The 19,828-nt window shown below is 59.4% G+C and carries 19 protein-coding genes and 1 pseudogene; 18 read left to right on the forward strand and 2 right to left on the reverse strand.

The window, feature by feature from the left end; translation table 11 throughout:
- Positions 1-2: 2 nt before the first annotated feature.
- Both CPter91_RS20325 and CPter91_RS27550 read right to left on the reverse strand, forming a co-directional pair.
- Positions 3-611: a GspH/FimT family pseudopilin gene (locus CPter91_RS20325; RefSeq protein ID WP_082793069.1), complete on the reverse strand. Its 609-nt coding sequence runs from the start codon at positions 609-611 to the stop codon at positions 3-5.
- Entirely contained in the window at positions 566-1,111 is a 546-nt protein-coding gene (locus CPter91_RS27550) for a type IV pilin protein (RefSeq protein WP_269465556.1), read from the reverse strand. Before CPter91_RS27550 ends, CPter91_RS20325 begins: the two co-directional genes overlap by 46 nt.
- A 317-nt stretch (positions 1,112-1,428) precedes the next feature.
- On the opposite strand from CPter91_RS27550, the gene CPter91_RS20335 reads away from it, so the two are divergent.
- From CPter91_RS20335 to CPter91_RS20415, 18 genes and pseudogenes are all read left to right on the forward strand, one after another.
- Entirely contained in the window at positions 1,429-1,779 is a 351-nt protein-coding gene (locus tag CPter91_RS20335; protein ID WP_150119766.1) for a hypothetical protein, read from the forward strand.
- Positions 1,780-1,812: 33 nt separating this feature from the next.
- Entirely contained in the window at positions 1,813-3,150 is a 1,338-nt protein-coding gene (miaB, locus tag CPter91_RS20340) for a tRNA (N6-isopentenyl adenosine(37)-C2)-methylthiotransferase MiaB (RefSeq protein WP_061946464.1), read from the forward strand.
- 55 nt (positions 3,151-3,205) lie between these two features.
- Positions 3,206-4,363 carry a PhoH family protein gene (locus tag CPter91_RS20345; RefSeq protein ID WP_061943385.1) on the forward strand — a complete coding sequence of 386 codons (1,158 nt, stop codon included), beginning with the start codon at positions 3,206-3,208 and terminating at the stop codon, positions 4,361-4,363.
- Between the two features lie 15 nt (positions 4,364-4,378).
- Positions 4,379-4,846 (forward strand): rRNA maturation RNase YbeY, encoded by a 468-nt coding sequence (gene ybeY / locus CPter91_RS20350; protein ID WP_061943388.1) that lies wholly within the window; start codon positions 4,379-4,381, stop codon positions 4,844-4,846.
- A 313-nt stretch (positions 4,847-5,159) separates the two neighbouring features.
- Positions 5,160-5,774 (forward strand): cytochrome b/b6 domain-containing protein, encoded by a 615-nt coding sequence (locus CPter91_RS20355; RefSeq protein ID WP_061943391.1) that lies wholly within the window; start codon positions 5,160-5,162, stop codon positions 5,772-5,774.
- A gap of 10 nt (positions 5,775-5,784) precedes the next feature.
- Positions 5,785-6,564 (forward strand): molybdopterin-dependent oxidoreductase, encoded by a 780-nt coding sequence (locus CPter91_RS20360; RefSeq protein ID WP_061943394.1) that lies wholly within the window; start codon positions 5,785-5,787, stop codon positions 6,562-6,564.
- A gap of 78 nt (positions 6,565-6,642) precedes the next feature.
- Positions 6,643-6,909, forward strand: a complete 267-nt coding sequence (locus tag CPter91_RS20365; protein WP_061946466.1) for a pentapeptide MXKDX repeat protein — start codon at positions 6,643-6,645, stop codon at positions 6,907-6,909.
- Positions 6,910-7,087: 178 nt separating this feature from the next.
- Positions 7,088-7,969 (forward strand): HlyC/CorC family transporter, encoded by an 882-nt coding sequence (locus CPter91_RS20370; protein WP_061943396.1) that lies wholly within the window; start codon positions 7,088-7,090, stop codon positions 7,967-7,969.
- Positions 7,970-8,040: 71 nt separating this feature from the next.
- Positions 8,041-9,594, forward strand: coding sequence for an apolipoprotein N-acyltransferase (gene lnt, locus CPter91_RS20375; RefSeq protein ID WP_061943399.1), 1,554 nt, complete (start codon positions 8,041-8,043; stop codon positions 9,592-9,594).
- Between the two features lie 140 nt (positions 9,595-9,734).
- Complete coding sequence (gene glyQ / locus CPter91_RS20380; RefSeq protein WP_061943402.1) at positions 9,735-10,715, forward strand: glycine--tRNA ligase subunit alpha; 981 nt, start codon at positions 9,735-9,737, stop codon at positions 10,713-10,715.
- 11 nt (positions 10,716-10,726) lie between these two features.
- Positions 10,727-12,844, forward strand: coding sequence for a glycine--tRNA ligase subunit beta (glyS, locus tag CPter91_RS20385; protein ID WP_061946468.1), 2,118 nt, complete (start codon positions 10,727-10,729; stop codon positions 12,842-12,844).
- Positions 12,845-12,861: 17 nt separating this feature from the next.
- Complete coding sequence (gene gmhB / locus CPter91_RS20390) at positions 12,862-13,419, forward strand: D-glycero-beta-D-manno-heptose 1,7-bisphosphate 7-phosphatase (RefSeq protein WP_061943405.1); 558 nt, start codon at positions 12,862-12,864, stop codon at positions 13,417-13,419.
- A 145-nt stretch (positions 13,420-13,564) separates the two neighbouring features.
- A complete protein-coding gene (locus CPter91_RS20395; RefSeq protein WP_061943409.1) occupies positions 13,565-14,308 on the forward strand; it encodes a lysophospholipid acyltransferase family protein in 744 nt (247 codons plus the stop codon).
- 16 nt (positions 14,309-14,324) lie between these two features.
- Positions 14,325-15,269: a M48 family metallopeptidase gene (locus CPter91_RS20400; protein WP_099047227.1), complete on the forward strand. Its 945-nt coding sequence runs from the start codon at positions 14,325-14,327 to the stop codon at positions 15,267-15,269.
- A gap of 87 nt (positions 15,270-15,356) precedes the next feature.
- On the forward strand, positions 15,357-15,767 hold the full coding sequence (gloA, locus tag CPter91_RS20405) for a lactoylglutathione lyase (RefSeq protein WP_061943411.1): 411 nt from the start codon (positions 15,357-15,359) through the stop codon (positions 15,765-15,767).
- 446 nt (positions 15,768-16,213) lie between these two features.
- Positions 16,214-18,073 carry an ESPR-type extended signal peptide-containing protein gene (locus CPter91_RS20410; protein WP_082793073.1) on the forward strand — a complete coding sequence of 620 codons (1,860 nt, stop codon included), beginning with the start codon at positions 16,214-16,216 and terminating at the stop codon, positions 18,071-18,073.
- Positions 18,043-18,384: pseudogene (locus tag CPter91_RS27785) on the forward strand (hypothetical protein); the annotation flags it as partial. The gene CPter91_RS20410 and the pseudogene CPter91_RS27785, both read left to right, overlap by 31 nt.
- Before the next feature lie 183 nt (positions 18,385-18,567).
- Positions 18,568-19,815, forward strand: a complete 1,248-nt coding sequence (locus CPter91_RS20415; protein ID WP_417924864.1) for a YadA-like family protein — start codon at positions 18,568-18,570, stop codon at positions 19,813-19,815.
- Positions 19,816-19,828: the final 13 nt, after the last annotated feature.

The raw sequence follows: 19,828 nt of genomic DNA on the forward strand, positions 1-19,828 counted from the left end.
ATTTAGCAACCTGTTGGGTTTGTGCTGGACAGAGTTATCTGAGGGTCACACATACGAATTTGACCGCCCTGTGTGACGATAACGTTGAGTGTCCGATCGCCATTAGGATTACTAACGACAAATTTATAAGATGCGGCTCCAGTGTTGGTTAGCCGACCAAGACTGCTAAAAGTAAGTACGTCCACGTCGCCAGCTACCGTTACATTGGAATTAGCATCCGATTGCGAAGAGCCTTGCACATAAAGATTGTAATTAGCATCAGTTGAGTCAGCCGCCAGCAACGCGCTATTTTGCTGTACGTACCAATTTGTACCGCTCTTCGAGGTCGCAGCGCCCTTTCCCGGCGTTGCCGCAGTCAGCCGAAAATCGACCAATCGGCTACGTCGCAGCGCTTCCGTTTTTGCCAATCGGATACCGTTTTGCAGCGATTCGGCGATAGATCTGGTCTTGGTATTTTGAATCCACTTTGTAAACACCGGCAACGCCACCATCATCAGGATCACCGCCAAGAGCACTGTGATCATTAGTTCGATCAAGGTAAATCCCCGGCTTGGGGCGCGCGACGTCAAGGGCATGATTGGCCTTTTCTCACGATCCAGTCTGTGGGACATGCGCCACCCCAACTTGCTTTCGTCGACGAAGTAGCTTTTACCAGTCCTTTAGCAACCGTGTACGTATATGAATACGCAAATGCACTGGCAGGCCCCTGGCCAGTAGCAGTGATGGTGTAGTCGATAGCAGTAGGGGGGCAGCTAAATTTAAAGTTTGCGGTATTTGCTGCACAAGGGCCGCCCACATATGTTCGGTTATCCTGGTAATACTGTTCCAGTTGCGCCTGCGCAGAAGCCATGCCATTGGTGGCGTCCACCAGATAGCCGCGCAGCACATTATCGGTGTAAATCGGAAGGGCAATAGACGCCAGGATGGAGATGATAGCCACCGCGATCATCATTTCGATCAATGTGAAACCTTTGCTTGCCTTGGTCATGATGACATTCTCTTTAGATTTGATTTTTGCAAACGTGACATATAAACAAGACCAGTCATCGTCGCTTCGCACCATACGCTGCCTGTATAGATTATAAGTTCCGAATTTCCACAAAGAAACCATTTAAGCTTCCGCTTATCGCCATCTGAATGCCGCCCGTCAAAAATGGTGATAAAAAAAATAACTTCACCCCAGAAATATTTTCAAATGACGCCGCCAAGGGAAATGTGCCAGCGTGTCGATGCCAAGGCGTCCAAATGCTATAATCCGCGCGTCCTGTAACCGGACTAACAGCCTATGAAATGCGGCCTGGCGCTAAAACCAAAGCCGACTCATGCATTCGCAACCTGGCGATGCTCACTGCTTTGACCATCTTTAAACTGTCTTTTTCAACGCCATACGCAGATGCAGTGTGGGTTCATTAAATAATGGAGTTAGCAATGTCGGCAACAATACGCCCAATCCGCCTGCTTATGATCTTTCTGCTGGCGACGCTGGCCTTTTCCGCCATGGCAGTCGAGCGCGATTTCCCCGCCGCTGCGCTGCGCGGCAAACTGACCATCACCGACTACCCCAACGTCAGCATGAGCGGCAATGTACTGCGCCTTTCGCCCGGCTCGCGCATCTGGAACACCCAGCAGCTGACCCAGATCCCGAGCTCGCTGGGCAGCAACACTTATCTGGTGAATTACACCCTGAACATGCAAGGCGATATCGATCGCGTCTGGATCCTGACTTCCGATGAAGCCGGCGTAAAAATCGAAGCGCAGCGCAACAGCCTGAAACGGTAAATGAAACGTAAATAAGCAGTCATGGAAAAAACGATGCAAAAGAAAGTATTCATCAAGACCTTCGGTTGCCAGATGAACGAGTACGACTCGGACAAGATGGCCGATGTGCTGAACGCTTCCGACGGGCTGGTCAAGACTGACCGTCCGGAGGACGCTGACGTGATCTTGCTGAATACTTGTTCGGTGCGCGAAAAGGCGCAGGAGAAGGTGTTCTCCGACCTGGGCCGTCTGCGCGAGCTGAAGCGCAACAATCCCGACCTGCTGATCGGCGTCGGCGGTTGCGTGGCGTCGCAGGAAGGTGCTGCCATCATCAAGCGCGCGCCGTATGTCGACATGGTGTTCGGCCCGCAAACCTTGCACCGCTTGCCGGAACTGATCAGCCAGCGCCGCGCTTCCGGCAATTCGCAGGTCGACATCAGTTTCCCTGAGATCGAGAAATTCGACCACATGCCACCTGCCAAGGTAGAAGGCGCGACGGCATTCGTTTCGATCATGGAAGGCTGCAGCAAGTATTGCAGCTACTGCGTGGTGCCCTATACCCGCGGCGAAGAAGTGTCGCGCCGCTTTGAAGATGTGCTGACTGAAGTGGCTGGGCTGGCCGAGCAAGGCGTCAAGGAAATCACGCTGCTGGGCCAGAACGTGAATGCCTTCCGCGGTGTCATGGCGGATGGCGAGATTGCTGATTTCGCCTTGCTGATCGAGTACATCGCCGAGATCCCTGGCATCGAGCGGATCCGCTTTGTCACCAGCCACCCGAAGGAATTCACGCAGCGCCTGATCGACACTTACGCCAAGGTGCCAAAGCTGGTCGATCACTTGTACCTGCCGGCGCAGCACGGTTCCGACCGTATTCTGTCGGCCATGAAGCGCGGCTATACCGTGCTGGAATACAAGTCGGTGATCCGCCGCCTGCGCCAGGTGCGCCCCAACATCACGATTTCAAGCGACTTCATCATCGGCTTCCCGGGCGAAACCGATGCCGATTTCGAAGCGCTGATGAAGCTGATCACCGATATCGGCTACGACAACAGTTTCAGCTTCATTTTCAGTCCGCGCCCGGGCACGCCCGCGGCCAACCTGCAGGACGACACGCCGCATGAAGTCAAGCTGAAGCGGCTGCAGCACCTGCAGGCGACGGTGGAAGAAAACATGGCGCGCATCAGCGCGGCGATGGTCGGTTCGGTGCAGCGCATCCTGGTGGAAGGCCCGTCCAAGAAGAATCCGGCGGAGCTGCAAGGCCGCACCGAGAACAACCGGGTAGTCAATTTCAACGGCGGCCCAGAAGGCGCGCGCCTGATCGGCGAGCTGATCGACGTCACCATTACAGAGACGCTGACTTATACCTTGCGCGGCGAAATCGTCGCCGTCTAGTTGATACCTAACCGACACCTCCATCAAATCAAACAACCGAGAAGCACACGCCAGTTTGAAAACTAAAACCCCTACCCAGCCGCATTATTTCATCCCGCAGCCGCTCGACAATACGCGGCTGGCGCACCTGTGCGGGCCGTTGGATGAAAACCTGCGGCAGATTTCGGCGGCGCTGGATGTCTCGATTTTCCGCCGCGGCGACAAGTTCATCGCCGCCGGCAGCAATGCGGAACGGGCGGTCGAAATCCTCGACCAGTTCTACGCCGTCGCCAACAAAGTGATCTCGGTCGATGAAATCCAGCTGGCGCTAGTGGAACAGCGCGCCAAGCTGGGCATGGGCAAGAAACTGAAAGCCGTCAAGGGCAACGGCAAGGCCGGTGCAGAATCCGGCGGCGAAGCCAGTACGGATCCGGCCGATGCCGAGTTGACGGAAACCGACATCGAAAGTCCTGTGCTGAAAACTCGCCGCAGCGATCTGCGCGGCCGCACCCCGCATCAAAGCCAGTACATCCGCTCTATCCTGGAACACGACGTTACGCTCGGCATCGGTCCGGCCGGCACCGGCAAGACCTATCTGGCGGTGGCTTGCGCGGTCGATGCGCTGGAACGCGACGCGGTCAAGCGCATCGTGCTGACGCGGCCGGCGGTCGAGGCGGGCGAGCGGCTGGGTTTCCTGCCGGGCGACCTGGCGCAGAAGGTCGATCCTTATCTGCGTCCCTTGTATGACGCGCTCTACGATTTGCTGGGCTTTGACCGCACCCAGAAGATGTTTGAAAAGCAGGCGATCGAGATCGCGCCGCTGGCTTACATGCGCGGCCGCACCTTGAACCATGCGTTCATCATCCTGGACGAAGCGCAGAACACCACACCGGAACAGATGAAGATGTTCCTGACCCGGATCGGCTTCGGCAGCAAGGCCGTGGTCACCGGCGACGTCACCCAGATCGATCTGCAACGGGGCCAGAAGAGCGGCCTGATCGACGCCATGAATATCCTGAAAGACGTACGCGGCATCGCCTTTACCCGCTTCAACAGCAGTGACGTGGTGCGCCATCCGCTGGTGGCGCGCATCGTCGACGCCTACGAAAGCGCATCGGCGGCAGCACCGGTAGCCTCCACCCATGGCGTCATCGAAGCCGCCACGCCGCAGCCGGTCAAAGTTGCCAAGCCGGTATCGACCGGCATCACCAAAACCGCACGCAACAGAAAATAAGCGCAAATAACCACGATGCCGCAAAAAAATAAACTCTCCCTGTCGGTGCAATATCCTGACCCGCGCCTGCAAGACAGCGTCACGCGCCCAAAATTGCGGCGCTGGGTGCAAGCCGCCCTGCTGGCGCCGGCCGAGCTGACGATCCGCTTTGTCGATGCCGAAGAAGGCCGCGCTCTGAACCGCGACTACCGCGGCAAGGACTACGCCACCAATGTGCTGACCTTTGCCTACTCCGAGGATCAAAAGCAGGAAGACAACGGCGTCACCCAGGCCGACATCATCCTGTGCACCGATGTGCTGGAGCGAGAAGCCAAGGAACAAGACAAGTCCGTGGTAGAGCACGCCGCCCATCTGGTGGTGCATGGCGTCCTGCATGCGCAGGGCTACGACCATGAAGACGAGGAAGAAGCCATCGAGATGGAAAGCCTGGAAATTGAAATCCTGGAAGCTCTGGGCTGGCCCAATCCCTACGCAGACCGCTGAACAGAAACACGCTCCACCCAGCCGTCAGGAAACGCCGCTTATGCGGCGTTTTTCATTTCCGGCGCCGAATAAGCCCTCATATTCACGAAGCAACATAAAAATGTCACAGATAGATGCTATTAATGCAACATTCAAGACTTGCAATCATCCCATGCATTTTTAAGTAATAAGATTATGATGAATTGATGTAATGAATCGATGCGGCCCGCGACTAAGCCACATGAATACAACATCACTCAGTCTCCGGAGACCATCATGAAGCCAGCCGCGCTGCGCATGTTGCCCCTGTTCCCTCACCTGCAGGAGGGTTGAAATGGCATCCCCCGCTCTCAACACGCTAAAGAAACCAGTCGTTCATCCCATCTGGCTGCGCATTACCCACTGGCTCAACGCGCTGGCCGTGATCATCATGATCCTGAGCGGCTGGCGCATCTATAACGCCTCGCCGATCTTCCCCTTCCGCATTCCCAGCGAATGGACCCTGGGCGGCTGGCTGGGCGGCGCCTTGCAATGGCATTTCGCGGCAATGTGGCTGCTGGCTTTCAATGGCCTGGTCTACCTGCTGATGAACACCGGCAGCGGCCGCCTGTGGAAGAAATTCCTGCCTTTGCGTCCTCGGGAAGTGATCCAGGACATGCTCAAGGCGCTGCGCGGCAAGCTGCAGCACGATTCCCTCGATCATTACAACGCCGTGCAAAAACTGGCCTATGTCTCGGTCATCCTGGACTTGATCCTGCTGGTGGTGTCCGGCCTGGCGATCTGGAAATCGGTGCAGTTCCCTGTCCTGCGCGATCTGATGGGCGGCTTCGACAATGCCCGCATCGTGCATTTTTTCGCCATGGCCTTCCTGGTCGTTTTTATTGTGGTGCACGTGATCATGGTGGCGCTGGTTCCGCGCACACTGCTGGCCATGCTGCGCGGCCGCTGAGGAGAAGATGATGATCAAGAAAAACCTCGGACCGGCTTCACAGCTTGACGCCGAAGCCATATTGAAAGATGCGCGGCGCGAACTGGCGCTGCCGTCGCGCCGCCTGTTCGCCAAGCGCGCGCTGACCCTGGGCGGGCTGTCGCTGCTGACCGGCTGCAATATCACCGACGAAGCCTCCGTCAACCGCATGCTGGAACGCATCTCGCGCATGAACGACGGCGTGCAAGGATGGCTGTTCGATCCCAAGCGGCTGGCGCCCACCTACACCCAGGCAGAGATGACCAGGCCGTTTCCGTTCAACGCCTTTTACGGCATCGAGGACGTGCCGGATATCGACGGCAGCGACTATCAGCTGGAAATCCTCGGACTGGTTGCCAACAAGCGTCCCTGGACGCTGGAGCAATTGCACAAGATGCCGCAGAACGAGCAGATCACCCGCCATATCTGCGTCGAGGGCTGGAGCGCCATCGGCCGCTGGGGCGGTATCCCGTTCTCGTATTTCCTGAAAATGATAGGCGCCGATATGAGCGCCAAATACATCGATTTCCAGTGCGGCGACGACTACCACACCAGCATCGACATGGCGACCGCGCTGCATCCGCAGACCCAGCTCACCCTGACCTATGACGGCGAGATCCTGCCGGCGAAATACGGCTTTCCGATGAAGCTGCGGATGCCGACCAAGCTGGGCTACAAGAATCCGAAGCACATTGTTTCGATGGAAGTGACCAACAAGTACCCCGGCGGCTACTGGGAAGACCAGGGGTACAACTGGTTTGGCGGGTCCTGACGGCTCCGCAATTTGCTGTATTTATTGTTTTTAATGTTTTTTTTTGGCGCTTTTGCCACTTTTACCTGGAGATTCAAAATGAAGAAAAGCCTCACAATCCTGTTGGTTACTGGCCTGATGATGACTGCCGGCGGCGCTTTTGCGCAAGACGCCATGTCCAAGGACGCTGCCCCTATGGCCAAGGATGCCATGTCGAAAGACGCGATGAGCAAGGACAGCATGGCCAAGGATGAAATGGCCAAGCCGCACAAGAAAATGCACAAGAAAGACGCTATGTCCAAGGATGCCATGTCGAAAGACGAAATGAGCAAGGACGGCATGGCTAAAGATGAAATGAAGAAATAATTACATCTTTAGCAACAAGAGCGGATAGTGCCTTTAAGCACTATCCGCTTTTTTTATGTGTCAAAACAGCGATTCGAGGCACGATATGACATCGATGACACATGCGTTTCGTCGTCCTGTCACATATTTGTTGTATGCTATTGCTTCCGAAACAATGTGAAACCAAGGCTAACGCCATATGCCAGAGCACCCTAGTAGCGTCAAATCATTTGACGCTAAACCCCACCGGTCACTTTTTGAACGCCTGACCGCACTGATCTCCCCTGAACCTGAAAATCGCGCCGAACTGCTCGATGTGCTGCAAGACGCACACGAACGCAACCTGATCGACGCCGATGCGCTGTCGATGATCGAAGGCGTGTTCCAGGTATCCGACCTCTCCGCCCGCGACATCATGATCCCGCGTTCGCAAATGGACATGATCGACGTCACCAAGCCCATCGAAGACTGGATGCCCGAAGTCCTGTCGACCGCCCACTCGCGCTTTCCTGCCGTCGACGGCGAACGCGACAAGGTGATTGGCATCCTGCTGGCGAAAGACCTGCTGCGCTACTACGCCGAAGATTCCTTCGACGTGCGCGACATGCTGCGCCCGGCGGTATTCATCCCCGAATCGAAACGCCTCAACGTCCTGCTGCGCGACTTCCGCGCCAACCGCAACCACATGGCGATCGTGGTCGACGAATACGGCGGCGTCGCCGGCCTCATCACCATCGAGGACGTGCTGGAACAGATCGTCGGCGATATCGAGGATGAATACGACTTCGACGAAGAAGAAGACAACATCCTGGCCATCCGCGACGGCGACCACGGCGGCCGCTGGCGCGTCAAGGCGCTGACCGAGATCGAGCAGTTCAACGAGACGCTGGAAACCGCGCTGGTCGACGAAGATGTCGACACCATCGGCGGCCTGGTCGCCAACCACCTCGGCCGCGTGCCGCGCAAGGGCGATGAATTCATCATCGACAATGTGCGTTTTGAAGTATTGCGCGCCGATGCCCGCCAGGTGCATGTCCTGCTGGTCGAAAAGCTGTCAGAATCTGGCCAGGAAGAATCCTGAAGATAAGAGCGTAGGTCGGTCCGGCGCTGCGCTTGTCCGACTTACCTCTAACAGCAACATCTCCGCTGCCCATGCGCTTTCGCCTTAGCTCCATCCCATTCCCCTTGCTGCTGGCGCTGGCTGCCGTCACCGGCGCCATCAACGTCTTTTCCTTTGCTCCCTATGGCCTCTGGCCGTTGCAACTCGCGACCCTGGCGCTGCTAATCTTTTGCCTGCTGCGGCTCGACGGCGCAGGCGGCGTCAAACGCGGCGCCCTGCTCGGCTGGGCCTATGGCTTCGGCTGGGTCGCACATGGGGTTTACTGGATCTACATTTCGCTGCACGATTTCGGCGGCCTGCCGGGCTGGCTGGCGGTGCTGGCGGTCGCGCTGCTGGCCGCCATCATGGGGTTGTACACAGCGTTCTGCGCCGGCCTCAGCCTGTGGCTGCAACGGCGCTGGAACGCCTCGCCGCTGCTGTTTGCGCTGGCGATCTTCCCTGCTCTGTGGGGCCTGACGGAATGGCTGCGCGGCTGGCTGTTCACCGGGTTCCCCTGGCTGATTTCGGGCTATGCCCATACCGCCGGTCCGCTAAGCGGTTTTGCACCGCTGGTCGGGGTCTACGGCGTGGGCTGCATCTCTGCGGTAATTGCCGGCTGCCTGGCTTTGCTGCCGCAACGCAAACTGCCGGCGGGCGCCGCCTTGCTGGCGCTGCTGGCTGGCCTCGCTTTGCACCAGATCAATTGGACCGCGCCGCATGGCAAGCCGATTTCCGTGCGCCTGTTGCAGGGCAACGTGCCGCAGGAAGAAAAATTCAATACGGCCCAGATCATCAATTCCTTGCGCCTCTATGCCGACATGATCCGTGCCGCGCCGGCCGACCTGATCGCCACGCCGGAGACCGCGGTACCGATCCTGCAAACTGAGCTGCCGCCGGACTTCCTGCCGGCCTTGGCGGATTTCTCGCGCCAGAGCGGCAGCCATATCGCGCTAGGCATTCCTTACATCGACGGCCCCTATCGTTATTCCAACAGCGTCATCGGCATCGCCCCGCAAGACCAGGCCGTGCCCGCATTCCGCTATGACAAGCAGCATCTGGTGCCGTTTGGCGAGTTCGTGCCGCTCGGCTTCCGCTGGTTCGTCGACATGATGAACATCCCGCTCGGCGACTTCCAGCGCGGCGCCGCCGTGCAGGCGCCGTTTGCGGTGAAAGACCAGTGGGTATTGCCGAACATCTGCTACGAAGATTTGTTCGGCGATGAAATCGCCGCCCAGCTGGCCGCGGCCAATGCCGACGGCAAGCCGGTTGCGACACTGCTGCTGAACATGTCGAATATCGCCTGGTTCGGCAACACCATCGCCTTGCCGCAGCATCTGCAGATCTCGCAGATGCGCAGCCTGGAAAGCGGCCGGCCGATGCTGCGCGCCACCAATACCGGCGCCACCGCGCTGATCGATCCACACGGCGTGGTCAGCGCCCGGCTGGCGCCATACACACGTGCCACGCTGGCGGTCTCCGTGCAAGGGTATACCGGCATGACGCCTTATATCCTGTTTGGTAACCGCAGCTTGCTAGTGGCAGTGCTGCTGATGCTGGCAGGCAGCTGGTGGTGGAGCCGCCGGCAAGGCGACCAGAAACGGGACTAAGCCCACAAAACCCGCTAAAATCGCTGCTTTTAGCGGGTCTTTTATTACGCTCTGCGTCGCCCCCGGTATTTCACTCTGGATTTAGCTCAATATTCAGCTAACTAACCGGCATTTTGCCGCATGGAAAAGCAACAAAAACGATGCTTACATTTCAACAAATCATTCTCAAATTACAAGATTACTGGGATGCGCAAGGCTGTGCCCTGCTGCAACCCTACGACATGGAAGTCGGCGCCGGCACCTCGCATACCGCGACCTTCCTGCGCGCCATCGGCCCGGAGCCTTGGCGCGCCGCCTATGTCCAGCCTTCGCGCCGCCCTAAAGACGGGCGCTATGGCGAAAACCCGAACCGCTTGCAACATTACTATCAATACCAGGTGGTGCTGAAGCCGGCGCCGGAAAACATCCTTGACCTGTACCTCGGTTCTCTGGCCGCGCTCGGTCTCGATCTGCAGCGCAACGACGTGCGCTTCGTCGAAGACGACTGGGAAAATCCAACCCTGGGCGCCTGGGGCCTGGGCTGGGAAGTCTGGCTGAACGGCATGGAAGTGACCCAGTTCACCTACTTCCAGCAAGTCGGCGGCCTCGATTGCAAGCCAGTGCTGGGTGAAATCACTTACGGGATCGAACGGCTCGCCATGTACCTGCAAGGCGTGGAAAACGTCTATGACCTGGTGTGGACCGAATGGGTTGAAAACGGCGTCAAGAAGACCTTGAGCTACGGCGACGTATTCCACCAGAACGAAGTCGAGCAGTCGACCTACAACTTTGAATACGCCGATACCGAATTCCTGTTCCCCTTGTTCAGCAACTACGAAACCCAGGCCAAACGCCTGCTGGAAGTCCCGCTGGCGCTGCCAGCCTATGAAATGGTGCTGAAGGCCGCGCACACCTTCAACCTGCTGGATGCGCGCGGCGCCATCTCGGTTACTGAACGCGCCGCCTACATGGGGCGGATCCGCAACCTGTCGCGCGCGGTGGCGCAGGCGTACTACGATTCACGGGCGAAACTGGGCTTCCCGATGTGGGAAATCACCAAGGAAAACGCCGAACTGTTATTGCAAGAATTTGGAGATGAATACATGGCGGCTGTGGCTCAGCGCGCAGGGGATAAAGCATGAAGGACACGCTCGTGAGTCAGACCCTGCTGATCGAAATTTTTACCGAAGAACTGCCGCCGAAAGCGCTGGCGAAACTGGGCGACGCCTTCGCCATGGGTATCTTCAATGGCTTGAAAGCGCGCGACTTCCTGGAAGAAGGCGCACTCGCCACCGCGTTCGCCACGCCGCGCCGGCTGGCAGTCTCCATCAGCCACGTGCGCGCCACCTCGCTCGATAAGACTCTGCGCGAAAAAGTGCTGCCGGTATCGGTGGCGCTGGACGCAGAAGGCCGGCCGTCGGCGCCGCTGGTCAAGAAACTGGCTGCCCTCGCCGCCCAGTGCGGCAAGGTGATGATCACGCCAGCCGAGCTGGAACGCGCGCCCGACGGCAAGGCCGAAAGCTTTTTCTACAGCTACACCGCTAAAGGCGTGGCGCTGCAAGCCGGTTTGCAGACGGTGCTGGAAGACAGCGTCGCCAAGCTGCCGATCCCGAAAGTCATGAGCTACCAGCGCCAGCACGGCCACGCTGCCGGCCACACCGTACGCTTCGTGCGTCCGGCGCACAGCCTGGTGGCGTTGCACGGCGAGCAGGTGCTGCCGCTGACCCTGCTGGGCCTGGACGCCGGCCGCCTGACCGAAGGCCATCGTTTCCTGTCGCAGGGCCGCATCACGCTGGCCAACGCCGACAGCTATGCCGACGCGCTGGCGGAGCAAGGCAAAGTCATCGCCAGCTTCAGCCAACGCAAGGAAAAGATCCGCGGCGCCCTGCTGGCGGCTGCCGCCGATGACCAGGTGCTGATGCCGGAAGCGCTGCTGGATGAAGTGGCGGCGCTGGTCGAATGGCCGGTGGTGTATGCCTGCAAGTTCGAGGATGAATTCCTCAGCGTGCCGCAGGAATGCCTGATCCTGACCATGCAAACCAACCAGAAGTACTTTGCCCTGACCGACAGCGCCGGCAAGCTGCGTTCACGCTTTTTGATCGTTTCGAATTTGCAAACCAGCGAACCGCACTACATCATCGAAGGCAATGAACGCGTGGTGCGGCCGCGCCTGTCCGATGCAAAATTCTTCTTCGAGCAAGACCAGAAAAAGAAACTGGCCGAGCGCGTGCCGCTGCTGGCCAACGTGGTTTACCACAACAAGCTCGGCAACCAGCTGCAGCGCACTGAACGCGTCAAGACGCTGGCAACGGCGATCGCCGGCCTGCTCGGCGGCGATGCCGCGCTGGCCGCATTGGCTGAACGCGGCGCCCTGCTGGCCAAGGCCGACCTCCTGACCGACATGGTGGGCGAGTTCCCGGAACTGCAAGGGATCATGGGCAACTACTATGCACGCCATGACGGCGAAGCGGAAGCCGTGGCGCTGGCGATTTCGGAACACTACCAGCCGCGCTTTGCCGGCGACGCCCTGCCGACCATTGACACCAGCACCGCGGTGGCATTGGCCGACAAGCTGGAAACCCTGGTTGGCATCTGGGGCATCGGCCTGCAGCCGACCGGCGACAAGGATCCATTCGCGCTGCGCCGCCATGCCTTGGGCATCCTGCGTATGCTGCTGGAAAAACGCCTGCCGGTCTCGCTGAAGCAATTGCTGGGCAGCGCCGCACTGCAGTTTGCCGGCAACCCCAACTTCAAGGACCCGAGCAGCGATGTGCTGCCGTTCCTGTACGACCGCCTGCGCGGCCTGCTGCGCGAGCGCGCCTATTCGCCGAACGAAATCGAAGCAGTCGTGGCGCAACAGCCGGAACGGCTCGACAACATCATCGAACGGCTGGATGCGGTGCAAGCCTTTGCCGCGTTGCCGGAAGCGGAAGCACTGGCGGCTGCCAACAAGCGCATCACCAACATCCTGAAAAAGACCGAAGGTGTCGGCAGCACGGTGCAGCCGGATTTGCTGCAGGACAGCGCAGAACAATCGCTGTTCGCCGCCATGAATGGGCTCAAGCCGGAAGTCGACGCCGCTTTTGCCAAAGGCGATTTCAGCACCGCGCTGAAAGCCCTGGCGCGTCTGCGCGAAAACGTCGACGGCTTCTTCAACGACGTGATGGTGATGGCCGACGACCTGCAATTGCGCAACAACCGCCTGGCCTTGCTGGCGAACCTGCATGTGATGTTGAACCAGGTCGCCGACATTTCCAAGCTGGCGGCTTAACCGGATAACGAGCTGACATGAAACTGATCATCCTCGACCGCGACGGCGTCATCAACCACGACTCGGACGCTTTCATCAAGTCGCCCGCCGAGTGGGTGCCGATCAAGGGTTCGCTGGAAGCCATCGCACGCCTCAACCAGGCCGGCTACCGGGTGGTGGTGGCCACCAACCAGTCGGGCATCGCGCGCGGCCTGTTCGACATGCAAACGCTGATGGCGATCCATCAGAAGATGCATGAGGCAGCGCAGTTGGTCGGGGCCGAAATCGACGCTATCTTTTTCTGCCCGCATGCGGCCGACGACAACTGCGATTGCCGCAAGCCGAAAGCCGGCATGTTCCACGACATCGGCAAGCGTTTCGACGTCAGCCTGCGCGGCGGCGTGGCCACGGTCGGCGATTCGCTGCGCGACTTGCAGGCCGGTTTCGTCGCCGGTTGCGCACCGTACCTGGTGCTCACCGGCAAAGGCGAAAAGACCCGCGAAAAAGGTGGCCTGCCCCCCGGCACCCTGATTTATCCGAACTTGGCGGCGGTCGTCGATTTCCTCTTGAAGAAGCCGATGGATCTGGCAGTATGATTTTAGCGGCCTCGTCATTGTCGACCCCGGCTACGCGCCCCGGTCATTCCCGCGCACGCGGGAATCCATTTTCAACGGCAACTTGGATCCCCGCGTGCGTGGGGACGACATGGTTTAAAAAAATTTAGGATTATCTGGAGTCTGCATGTTGCGTTTTTCCCTGTTTCTGCGTTCGCTGCTGTTTGCCGTCTTGATGGCAATCCTGACCGTTGTCTGGTCGCTGGCCTGCGTCCTGTTTGCCCCCTTCCCTTACGCGCGCCGCTACTACCTGACGGCGCGCTGGAACGTCATCGTGGTGTGGATGGCCAAGGTCATCTGCGGCATCCGCTATGAGGTCAAGGGTTTCGAGAATTTCCCGGATGCGCCGGCGGTCGTGCTGAGCAAGCATCAGTCGGCCTGGGAAACCATTTTCTTGCTGCAGATGACGCCGCGGCCGCTGGTGTTCGTGTTCAAGAAATCGCTCACCTACATTCCTTTCTTCGGTTGGGGCATCGCCCTGCTGCGCATGATTCCTATAGACCGCAGCAAAGGCCGCGACGCTTTCGCCCAGGTGGTAGTGCAAGGCCGCAAGCGGCTGGCCGACGGCCAATGGATCATCATGTTCCCCGAAGGCACGCGGATTCCGGTCGGCCAGACCGGCAAGTACAAGAACGGCGGCACCCGCCTGGCAGTGGAAACCAATACGGTCGTCGTGCCGATTGCCCACAATGCAGGCGAATGCTGGCCGAAGAATTCCTTCATCAAGAAACCCGGCCTGATCACCGTCTCCATCGGCAAGCCGATTGCTCCAGAAGGCATGGATAGCAGCGAGCTGATGGCAAAAGTCGAAAATTGGATAGAATCTGAAATGCGGGTGATTTCACCCCATGTCTATTCCAGGCAAAAATAATACTCACAAGTCAACATTGAAACTATTGCATCAAAAGCCAACTAAGCAACACCTGGGGCCGAATGCACGGCCTCAGGGCAAGCTACCGCAGCAGCAAGCGTTGCAGCTGGATCTGTTTGCCGACGATTCAATCGTCAGCACGCCGCCGGCGCCGCCAACTCCCAATCCAAGAACAAATCCACGCGCCACCCCGCAGCCGCCAACACCGCCGGCTGCCGATGCCGGCGCGCTGGCGCCAGGCAAGCGCCGCCTGCGCTTTGGCGAGCATGTGCTCGATTACACCCTGCTGCGCTCGAAACGGCGCTCCATCGGCTTCCTGATCAGCGATGATGGCTTGCGCGTCACTGCCCCCAAATGGGTCACGCTAGGCGATATCGAAGTCGCCATCCGGGAAAAGAAACGCTGGATCTTCACCAAGCTGAGCGAGTACCGCGACCGTTCCACCCGCCGCATGCAGCCGCAGATGCAATGGCGCGACGGCGAAACGCTGCCTTACATGGGGCGCAGCATCACCCTGCGCATCCACGCCACGCAAAAGGCTGGCATCCATTTCGACGACGCCAGCGACCAGCTGATCGTTTGCCTGCCGGCCGACGCCGGCGAGCAGCAGCTGAAAGACCGCGTGCTGGGCTGGCTGCAGCTGGAAGCCAAGCGCGTGTTCGGTGAACGCCTGCCGATCTATGCGGAAAAACTCGGCGTCACTTACCAGTCGTTTGCGCTGTCCTCGGCCACCACCCAATGGGGCTCGTGCACCTCGGAGGGCAAGATTCGCCTCAACTGGCGCTTGATGCACTTCGCCTTGCCGCTGATCGACTACGTGATCGCCCACGAGTTGTCGCATCTGCGCGAGATGAACCACAGCCCGCGTTTCTGGGCCACGGTACAGTCGATTTTCCCCGAGTTTGAAACCGCCCGAAAAACCTTGCGCGACAGCGCCCAGGAAACCCTGCCGGTTTTCTGAGGCCCGGCTACGCTGTCAGCCGCGCCGCTTTAAAATAGCGACACAAGCTTGAAAAAGAATCTCCCTTCCCAACCATCGAGAACACCCATGCGAATCCTCCATACCATGCTGCGCGTCGGCAACCTGCAACGCTCCATCGATTTCTACACCAAGGTGCTGGGCATGAAGCTGCTGCGCACCAACGACAATCCTGAATACAAGTACACCCTGGCGTTCGTCGGCTACGGCAGCAATCCCGATCATGCCGAACTTGAGCTGACCTATAACTATGGGGTTGAAAGCTACGACCAGGGCACGGCTTTCGGACATATGGCGGTAGCGGTGGAAGACGCCTACAAAGCCTGCGCCGACGTCAAGGCGCAGGGCGGCAATGTGACGCGCGAAGCGGGTCCGGTCAAGGGCGGCAGCACCGTGATCGCTTTTGTACAGGATCCCGACGGCTACAAGGTTGAATTGATTGAGCGCAAGGAAGGAATTTCCGCCGGCACTACTTTATAAGCCCCGACAGAAAAAAATAGCACGCCGTCAATCATCATCCGCCCTTTGGCGGATGAGTTTTATGCGCCATATGCACATGGCTTGTAGCATCGGCTCCATATAAAGACTTTCCTTGAGGGCAGCCAATTGACCTCAGCCTGCTGCTACTCCTCTCCCGGTCGTAGGGTGGGCAGATTTCTGCCCACGCTGAATGCACCTCACGGTTGGCCGGCGTTACGCGTGGGCACAGCCCGGCTGTCGCATCGCCCCATCGACGCCTCTGCTAATTGTATTTTCAATACATAAAGCACCTTCCAGTCCTGGCAGCTCCTGCTGTAATCCTTCACCTCCTCGCCTGGACTTGGAAAGATAACTGACAAAAAATTCGGAATTTTCCTATTTCCGAGATAAAAAATACATTCCATGCTCCAAGCGTAGTTATCAAAAAACTTATAAAAGGAGTCATCATGAATCAGTCATATCGCGTCATTTGGCAAGCGTCTGCCAACACCTGCTGCGCTGTCTCGGAACTGGCGAGAGCCAGAGGGAAATCCACATCCCGCAAAACCGGGCCCGCCAAAATGCTGGCCCGCGTTGTCGCCCTTAGCCTCGGCGTAATGGGCGCCGATGCCGCCCTGGCCAGTACAGAGAGCTCTGAAGAGACGAACCTGCCAGAGCTGAACTGCCGCAGTACCGACGGACGCACGCAGCGCCACCTTAGCGCCAACGACCAAAGCAACTGCAAGGACCATGCAATCAAAGCGGGCGCACCCCAGACTGGCGCAGTACTGCAGGGAGCTGGCATTGTTTCCTCGGCAGCTGACACCGGCGCGCCAGCAGCCCCTCGGATTGCTGCACTCGCTATCGGCAGCGACATTGCGGCGGACTCGGCGGACGCACCGGTAGAAGCTACCCGCGGCATGAGCGTTGACACCGGCAACAAGGTAGACAGCATCTCTGCCGGCAAGGCTGGCTACGAACGACAGATCACCAATCTGGCGGCAGGAACAGCCGATACCGATGCGGTCAATCTCGGGCAGGTCAAACAGTTGGTAGGCGACGGCAGCATGCAACACTATCTCAAAGTCGCCGGCAACAACGATGGCAGCGACGATGCCGTCGCCAGCAGCAATAACGCCGCCGCCATCGGCGCCAAGGCAAGCGCAACCGGCACAGCGGCGACCGCTCTTGGTTCGCAAAGCCATGCCATCGGCGACTACAGCATCGCCAGCGGCTACGGTTCAGCCGCGCTAGGCGACAACAGCATCGCCTCTGGTTATGCGGCGGTGGCGAACGGCGACGCCGCGGTGGCCATCGGCATGTTCAGCGCGGCCCAGGGCGCCGGCAGCGTGGCGCTGGGGGATTCCGCTTTAGCACAGGCAATCGGCGGCATTGCCATCGGCAATAACGCCGCTGCCGGACAAACAGACAATGTTGCCATCGGCAGCAACAGCGCTACCACGGGCATCCAAAGCGTCGCCATCGGCGCACGCAGCCAGGCAGTAGGTCCGCTGACAACCGCGATCGGCTTTGCCGCCGGCGCCGGCTCTCTGGGCTCGCTGGCGATAGGATCAGGCACCACCGTTGGCTTCAATAGCGAGTTCAGCACGGCAATCGGCACCGGCGCCACCATATCCGATGACAGCAAGGAAAGTACCGCTTTAGGCGCCGGCAGCGGCATCAACGCAGGCAGCCAGAGTTTGGCGGTCGGCTATGGCACGATGGCGTTTGGCAATCGCTCGACAGCCCTTGGCGCTTACGCCAGGGTCGGCAACGACGACAACACCGCCGTCGGCTTCAACAGCCGTGCCGGCTTCGAAGATCCGCTTACCGGCATCTGGTTCAACAACCATGCCACGGCCTTAGGCGCCAGTTCACTGGCGCAAGCCATGCGCTCGACTGCGTTGGGCGCCAATAGCATGGCAAGCGAGGTAGATGCATCAACGGTGGGCGCATTCAGCAGCGCACTGGGCGTTGGCGCGTCGGCATTCGGCGCCCACGCCTACGCCAAGGGTAATTATAGTGTCTCGGCAGGCAGCAATTCCCAAGCACTGGGAGAGGCCAGCAGTGCTTTTGGCAGCGCCGCCTCTGCGTCTGCCTACGGCAGCAGCGCCATCGGCGCCAGCGCCCGTGCCGAAGGCATCGGTTCGGTCGCGGTCGGCCTTAACGCTAGCGCTACTACCTTGGAAAGCAGTGCCTTGGGGCCGATAGCGCAGCAGAAGCATATCGCTCCACTGCCGTCGGTTCAAAATCCTATGCTGCCGAAGATCATAGTTCTGCCCTCGGCGCCCAAGCCACGGCACTTGCCATCAACAGCAGCGCGATAGGCGCCGCCAGTCGGGCAGAAGCAGAGAATAGTGTCGCGCTGGGGGTCGATTCAGTGGCCGACCGCGCCAACTCGGTCTCGGTCGGCAGCGCCGGCAACCAGCGTCAGATCACCAATGTCGCAGCGGGCACGGAAGCTAGCGATGCTATCAACAAGGCGCAACTGGATGGGGTGGTCGACAGCGTCAGCAGCGCCAGTCACTATTTTTCTGCCACTGGCGGGAAAGATGGCAGCGATAATGCCGTGGCTGTGGGCGACAACACCATGGCGGCAGGCGCATCAGCGACAGCCAGCGGCGACGGCGCTACGGCCTACGGCACCAGCACCTTGGCCGAGGGCACCGGCTCCTTGGCGCTGGGAGCTGGCGCCACGGCCACTTCAGACAGCGGCAGCGACGCCAATATTGCCATCGGCGCCAACTCTCGCGCCATGGACCTTGCTGGCGGCGGCATCGCCATCGGCACCGACGCCAACGCTGCAGGCGCCGCCATCGCAATGGGCACGGCGGCGACTGCAGCCGGTAGCGGCAGTATTTCGCTAGGCACATCCAGCGTGGCCGACGGCAACAATTCGATCGCTATCGGCGGCAACTATGAATTTTCAGACGGCGAGATTGGTCCGATCGAAGGCACCCATGCCGTAGGCAAAAACAGTGTCGCCTTGGGGGGCGGTGCGCGCTCCAACGGCGACAACAGCGTGGCAATTGGCCCGCGCGCGATCAGCAACGGCGCTAGTTCGGTAGCGCTGGGGCAATTCTCCTATGCCGACCGCGACAATACCGTATCGGTCGGCAATATCCTGGAAGGCACTACGCGCCAGATCACCAATGTCGGCGCCGGCACCGAAGACAACGATGCCGTCAACCTGGGACAAATGAACGATGCGATCGGCGGCAGCATGGCGGGCGCCATGCTGTATGACGATGCCGGCAAGCAAAAAATGACTTTGGGTGGCAGCGGCGGCACGGTGATCGATAACCTGGCCGACGGCGTCATCGGCGCCGGCAGCAAACAGGCGGTCAACGGCGGCCAGTTGAATCAGCTTGGCGACAGCGTTGCGCAAATGCTGGGCGGCGGTGCCATGATGGGGCCGACTGGCTTTGTCGGCCCGGTATTCGGCGTCCAGGGCGGCAGCTATCACAATGTCGGCGATGCCTTGGGCGCGCTGGACGGCGCCCTGGACTCCCTCGGCAACCGCGTCAGCAATCTGGAAAGCGGCGCGCCTGAGACGGCTAGTGCTCACAAGCCGACCGCCAAGATGGCGCGCGACGTCGCGCCGCCGGCAGTAGCGCCGGCCGCCGATCCTGGCGCCGTGCCGGATAGCGGCAAGGAGATCGTGACCCAGGACCAGCTTGATGAGGTCAAGGACTATGCCGATGCGGGCAACAAGCAGACATTAAGCGGCGCCAACCAATACACGGATAAAAAGGTGGCGAACATGGTCACGCAAAGCGATTTCAACGACTTCAAGGGCAGTGTCGACCAGCGCTTTGACATGGTGCATAAAAAGATCAACCGGGTCGGCGCCATGGCCAGTGCGATGGCCGGCATGGCTGGAGCGATCGCAGCTGCACCGCCCAATGAAAACCGCGTCAGCGCGGCGCTCGGCGGCTATGGCGGGCAAACAGCGCTGTCGCTGGGTTACGCCAGGCGCATCTCCAACAGCGGCGCGTTGCTGGTAGGCGCTTCGGTCGCCAGCGGCGGCGAATCCAGCGGTACGGTCGGCGTCAGTTTCGGCTGGTAAGGCAGCACAGCAA

This window comes from Collimonas pratensis (assembly GCF_001584185.1).
Lineage (GTDB): Bacteria > Pseudomonadota > Gammaproteobacteria > Burkholderiales > Burkholderiaceae_D > Collimonas > Collimonas pratensis.

What these genes read in the sequence shown, in the direction of transcription:
- CPter91_RS20370 (WP_061943396.1), top strand. Translation starts at nt 7,088, where the DNA reads ATGCCAGAGCACCCTAGTAGCGTCAAATCATTTGACGCTAAACCCCAC.
- glyQ (WP_061943402.1), top strand. Translation starts at nt 9,735, where the DNA reads ATGCTTACATTTCAACAAATCATTCTCAAATTACAAGATTACTGGGAT.
- CPter91_RS20395 (WP_061943409.1), top strand. Translation starts at nt 13,565, where the DNA reads ATGTTGCGTTTTTCCCTGTTTCTGCGTTCGCTGCTGTTTGCCGTCTTG.
- ybeY (WP_061943388.1), top strand. Translation starts at nt 4,379, where the DNA reads ATGCCGCAAAAAAATAAACTCTCCCTGTCGGTGCAATATCCTGACCCG.
- CPter91_RS27550 (WP_269465556.1), bottom strand. Translation starts at nt 1,111, where the DNA reads ATGGTTTCTTTGTGGAAATTCGGAACTTATAATCTATACAGGCAGCGT.
- CPter91_RS20365 (WP_061946466.1), top strand. Translation starts at nt 6,643, where the DNA reads ATGAAGAAAAGCCTCACAATCCTGTTGGTTACTGGCCTGATGATGACT.
- CPter91_RS20355 (WP_061943391.1), top strand. Translation starts at nt 5,160, where the DNA reads ATGGCATCCCCCGCTCTCAACACGCTAAAGAAACCAGTCGTTCATCCC.
- CPter91_RS20415 (WP_417924864.1), top strand. Translation starts at nt 18,568, where the DNA reads ATGGGCACGGCGGCGACTGCAGCCGGTAGCGGCAGTATTTCGCTAGGC.
- miaB (WP_061946464.1), top strand. Translation starts at nt 1,813, where the DNA reads ATGCAAAAGAAAGTATTCATCAAGACCTTCGGTTGCCAGATGAACGAG.
- gloA (WP_061943411.1), top strand. Translation starts at nt 15,357, where the DNA reads ATGCGAATCCTCCATACCATGCTGCGCGTCGGCAACCTGCAACGCTCC.
- lnt (WP_061943399.1), top strand. Translation starts at nt 8,041, where the DNA reads ATGCGCTTTCGCCTTAGCTCCATCCCATTCCCCTTGCTGCTGGCGCTG.
- CPter91_RS20325 (WP_082793069.1), bottom strand. Translation starts at nt 611, where the DNA reads ATGTCCCACAGACTGGATCGTGAGAAAAGGCCAATCATGCCCTTGACG.
- CPter91_RS20410 (WP_082793073.1), top strand. Translation starts at nt 16,214, where the DNA reads ATGAATCAGTCATATCGCGTCATTTGGCAAGCGTCTGCCAACACCTGC.
- gmhB (WP_061943405.1), top strand. Translation starts at nt 12,862, where the DNA reads ATGAAACTGATCATCCTCGACCGCGACGGCGTCATCAACCACGACTCG.
- CPter91_RS20360 (WP_061943394.1), top strand. Translation starts at nt 5,785, where the DNA reads ATGATCAAGAAAAACCTCGGACCGGCTTCACAGCTTGACGCCGAAGCC.
- CPter91_RS20335 (WP_150119766.1), top strand. Translation starts at nt 1,429, where the DNA reads ATGTCGGCAACAATACGCCCAATCCGCCTGCTTATGATCTTTCTGCTG.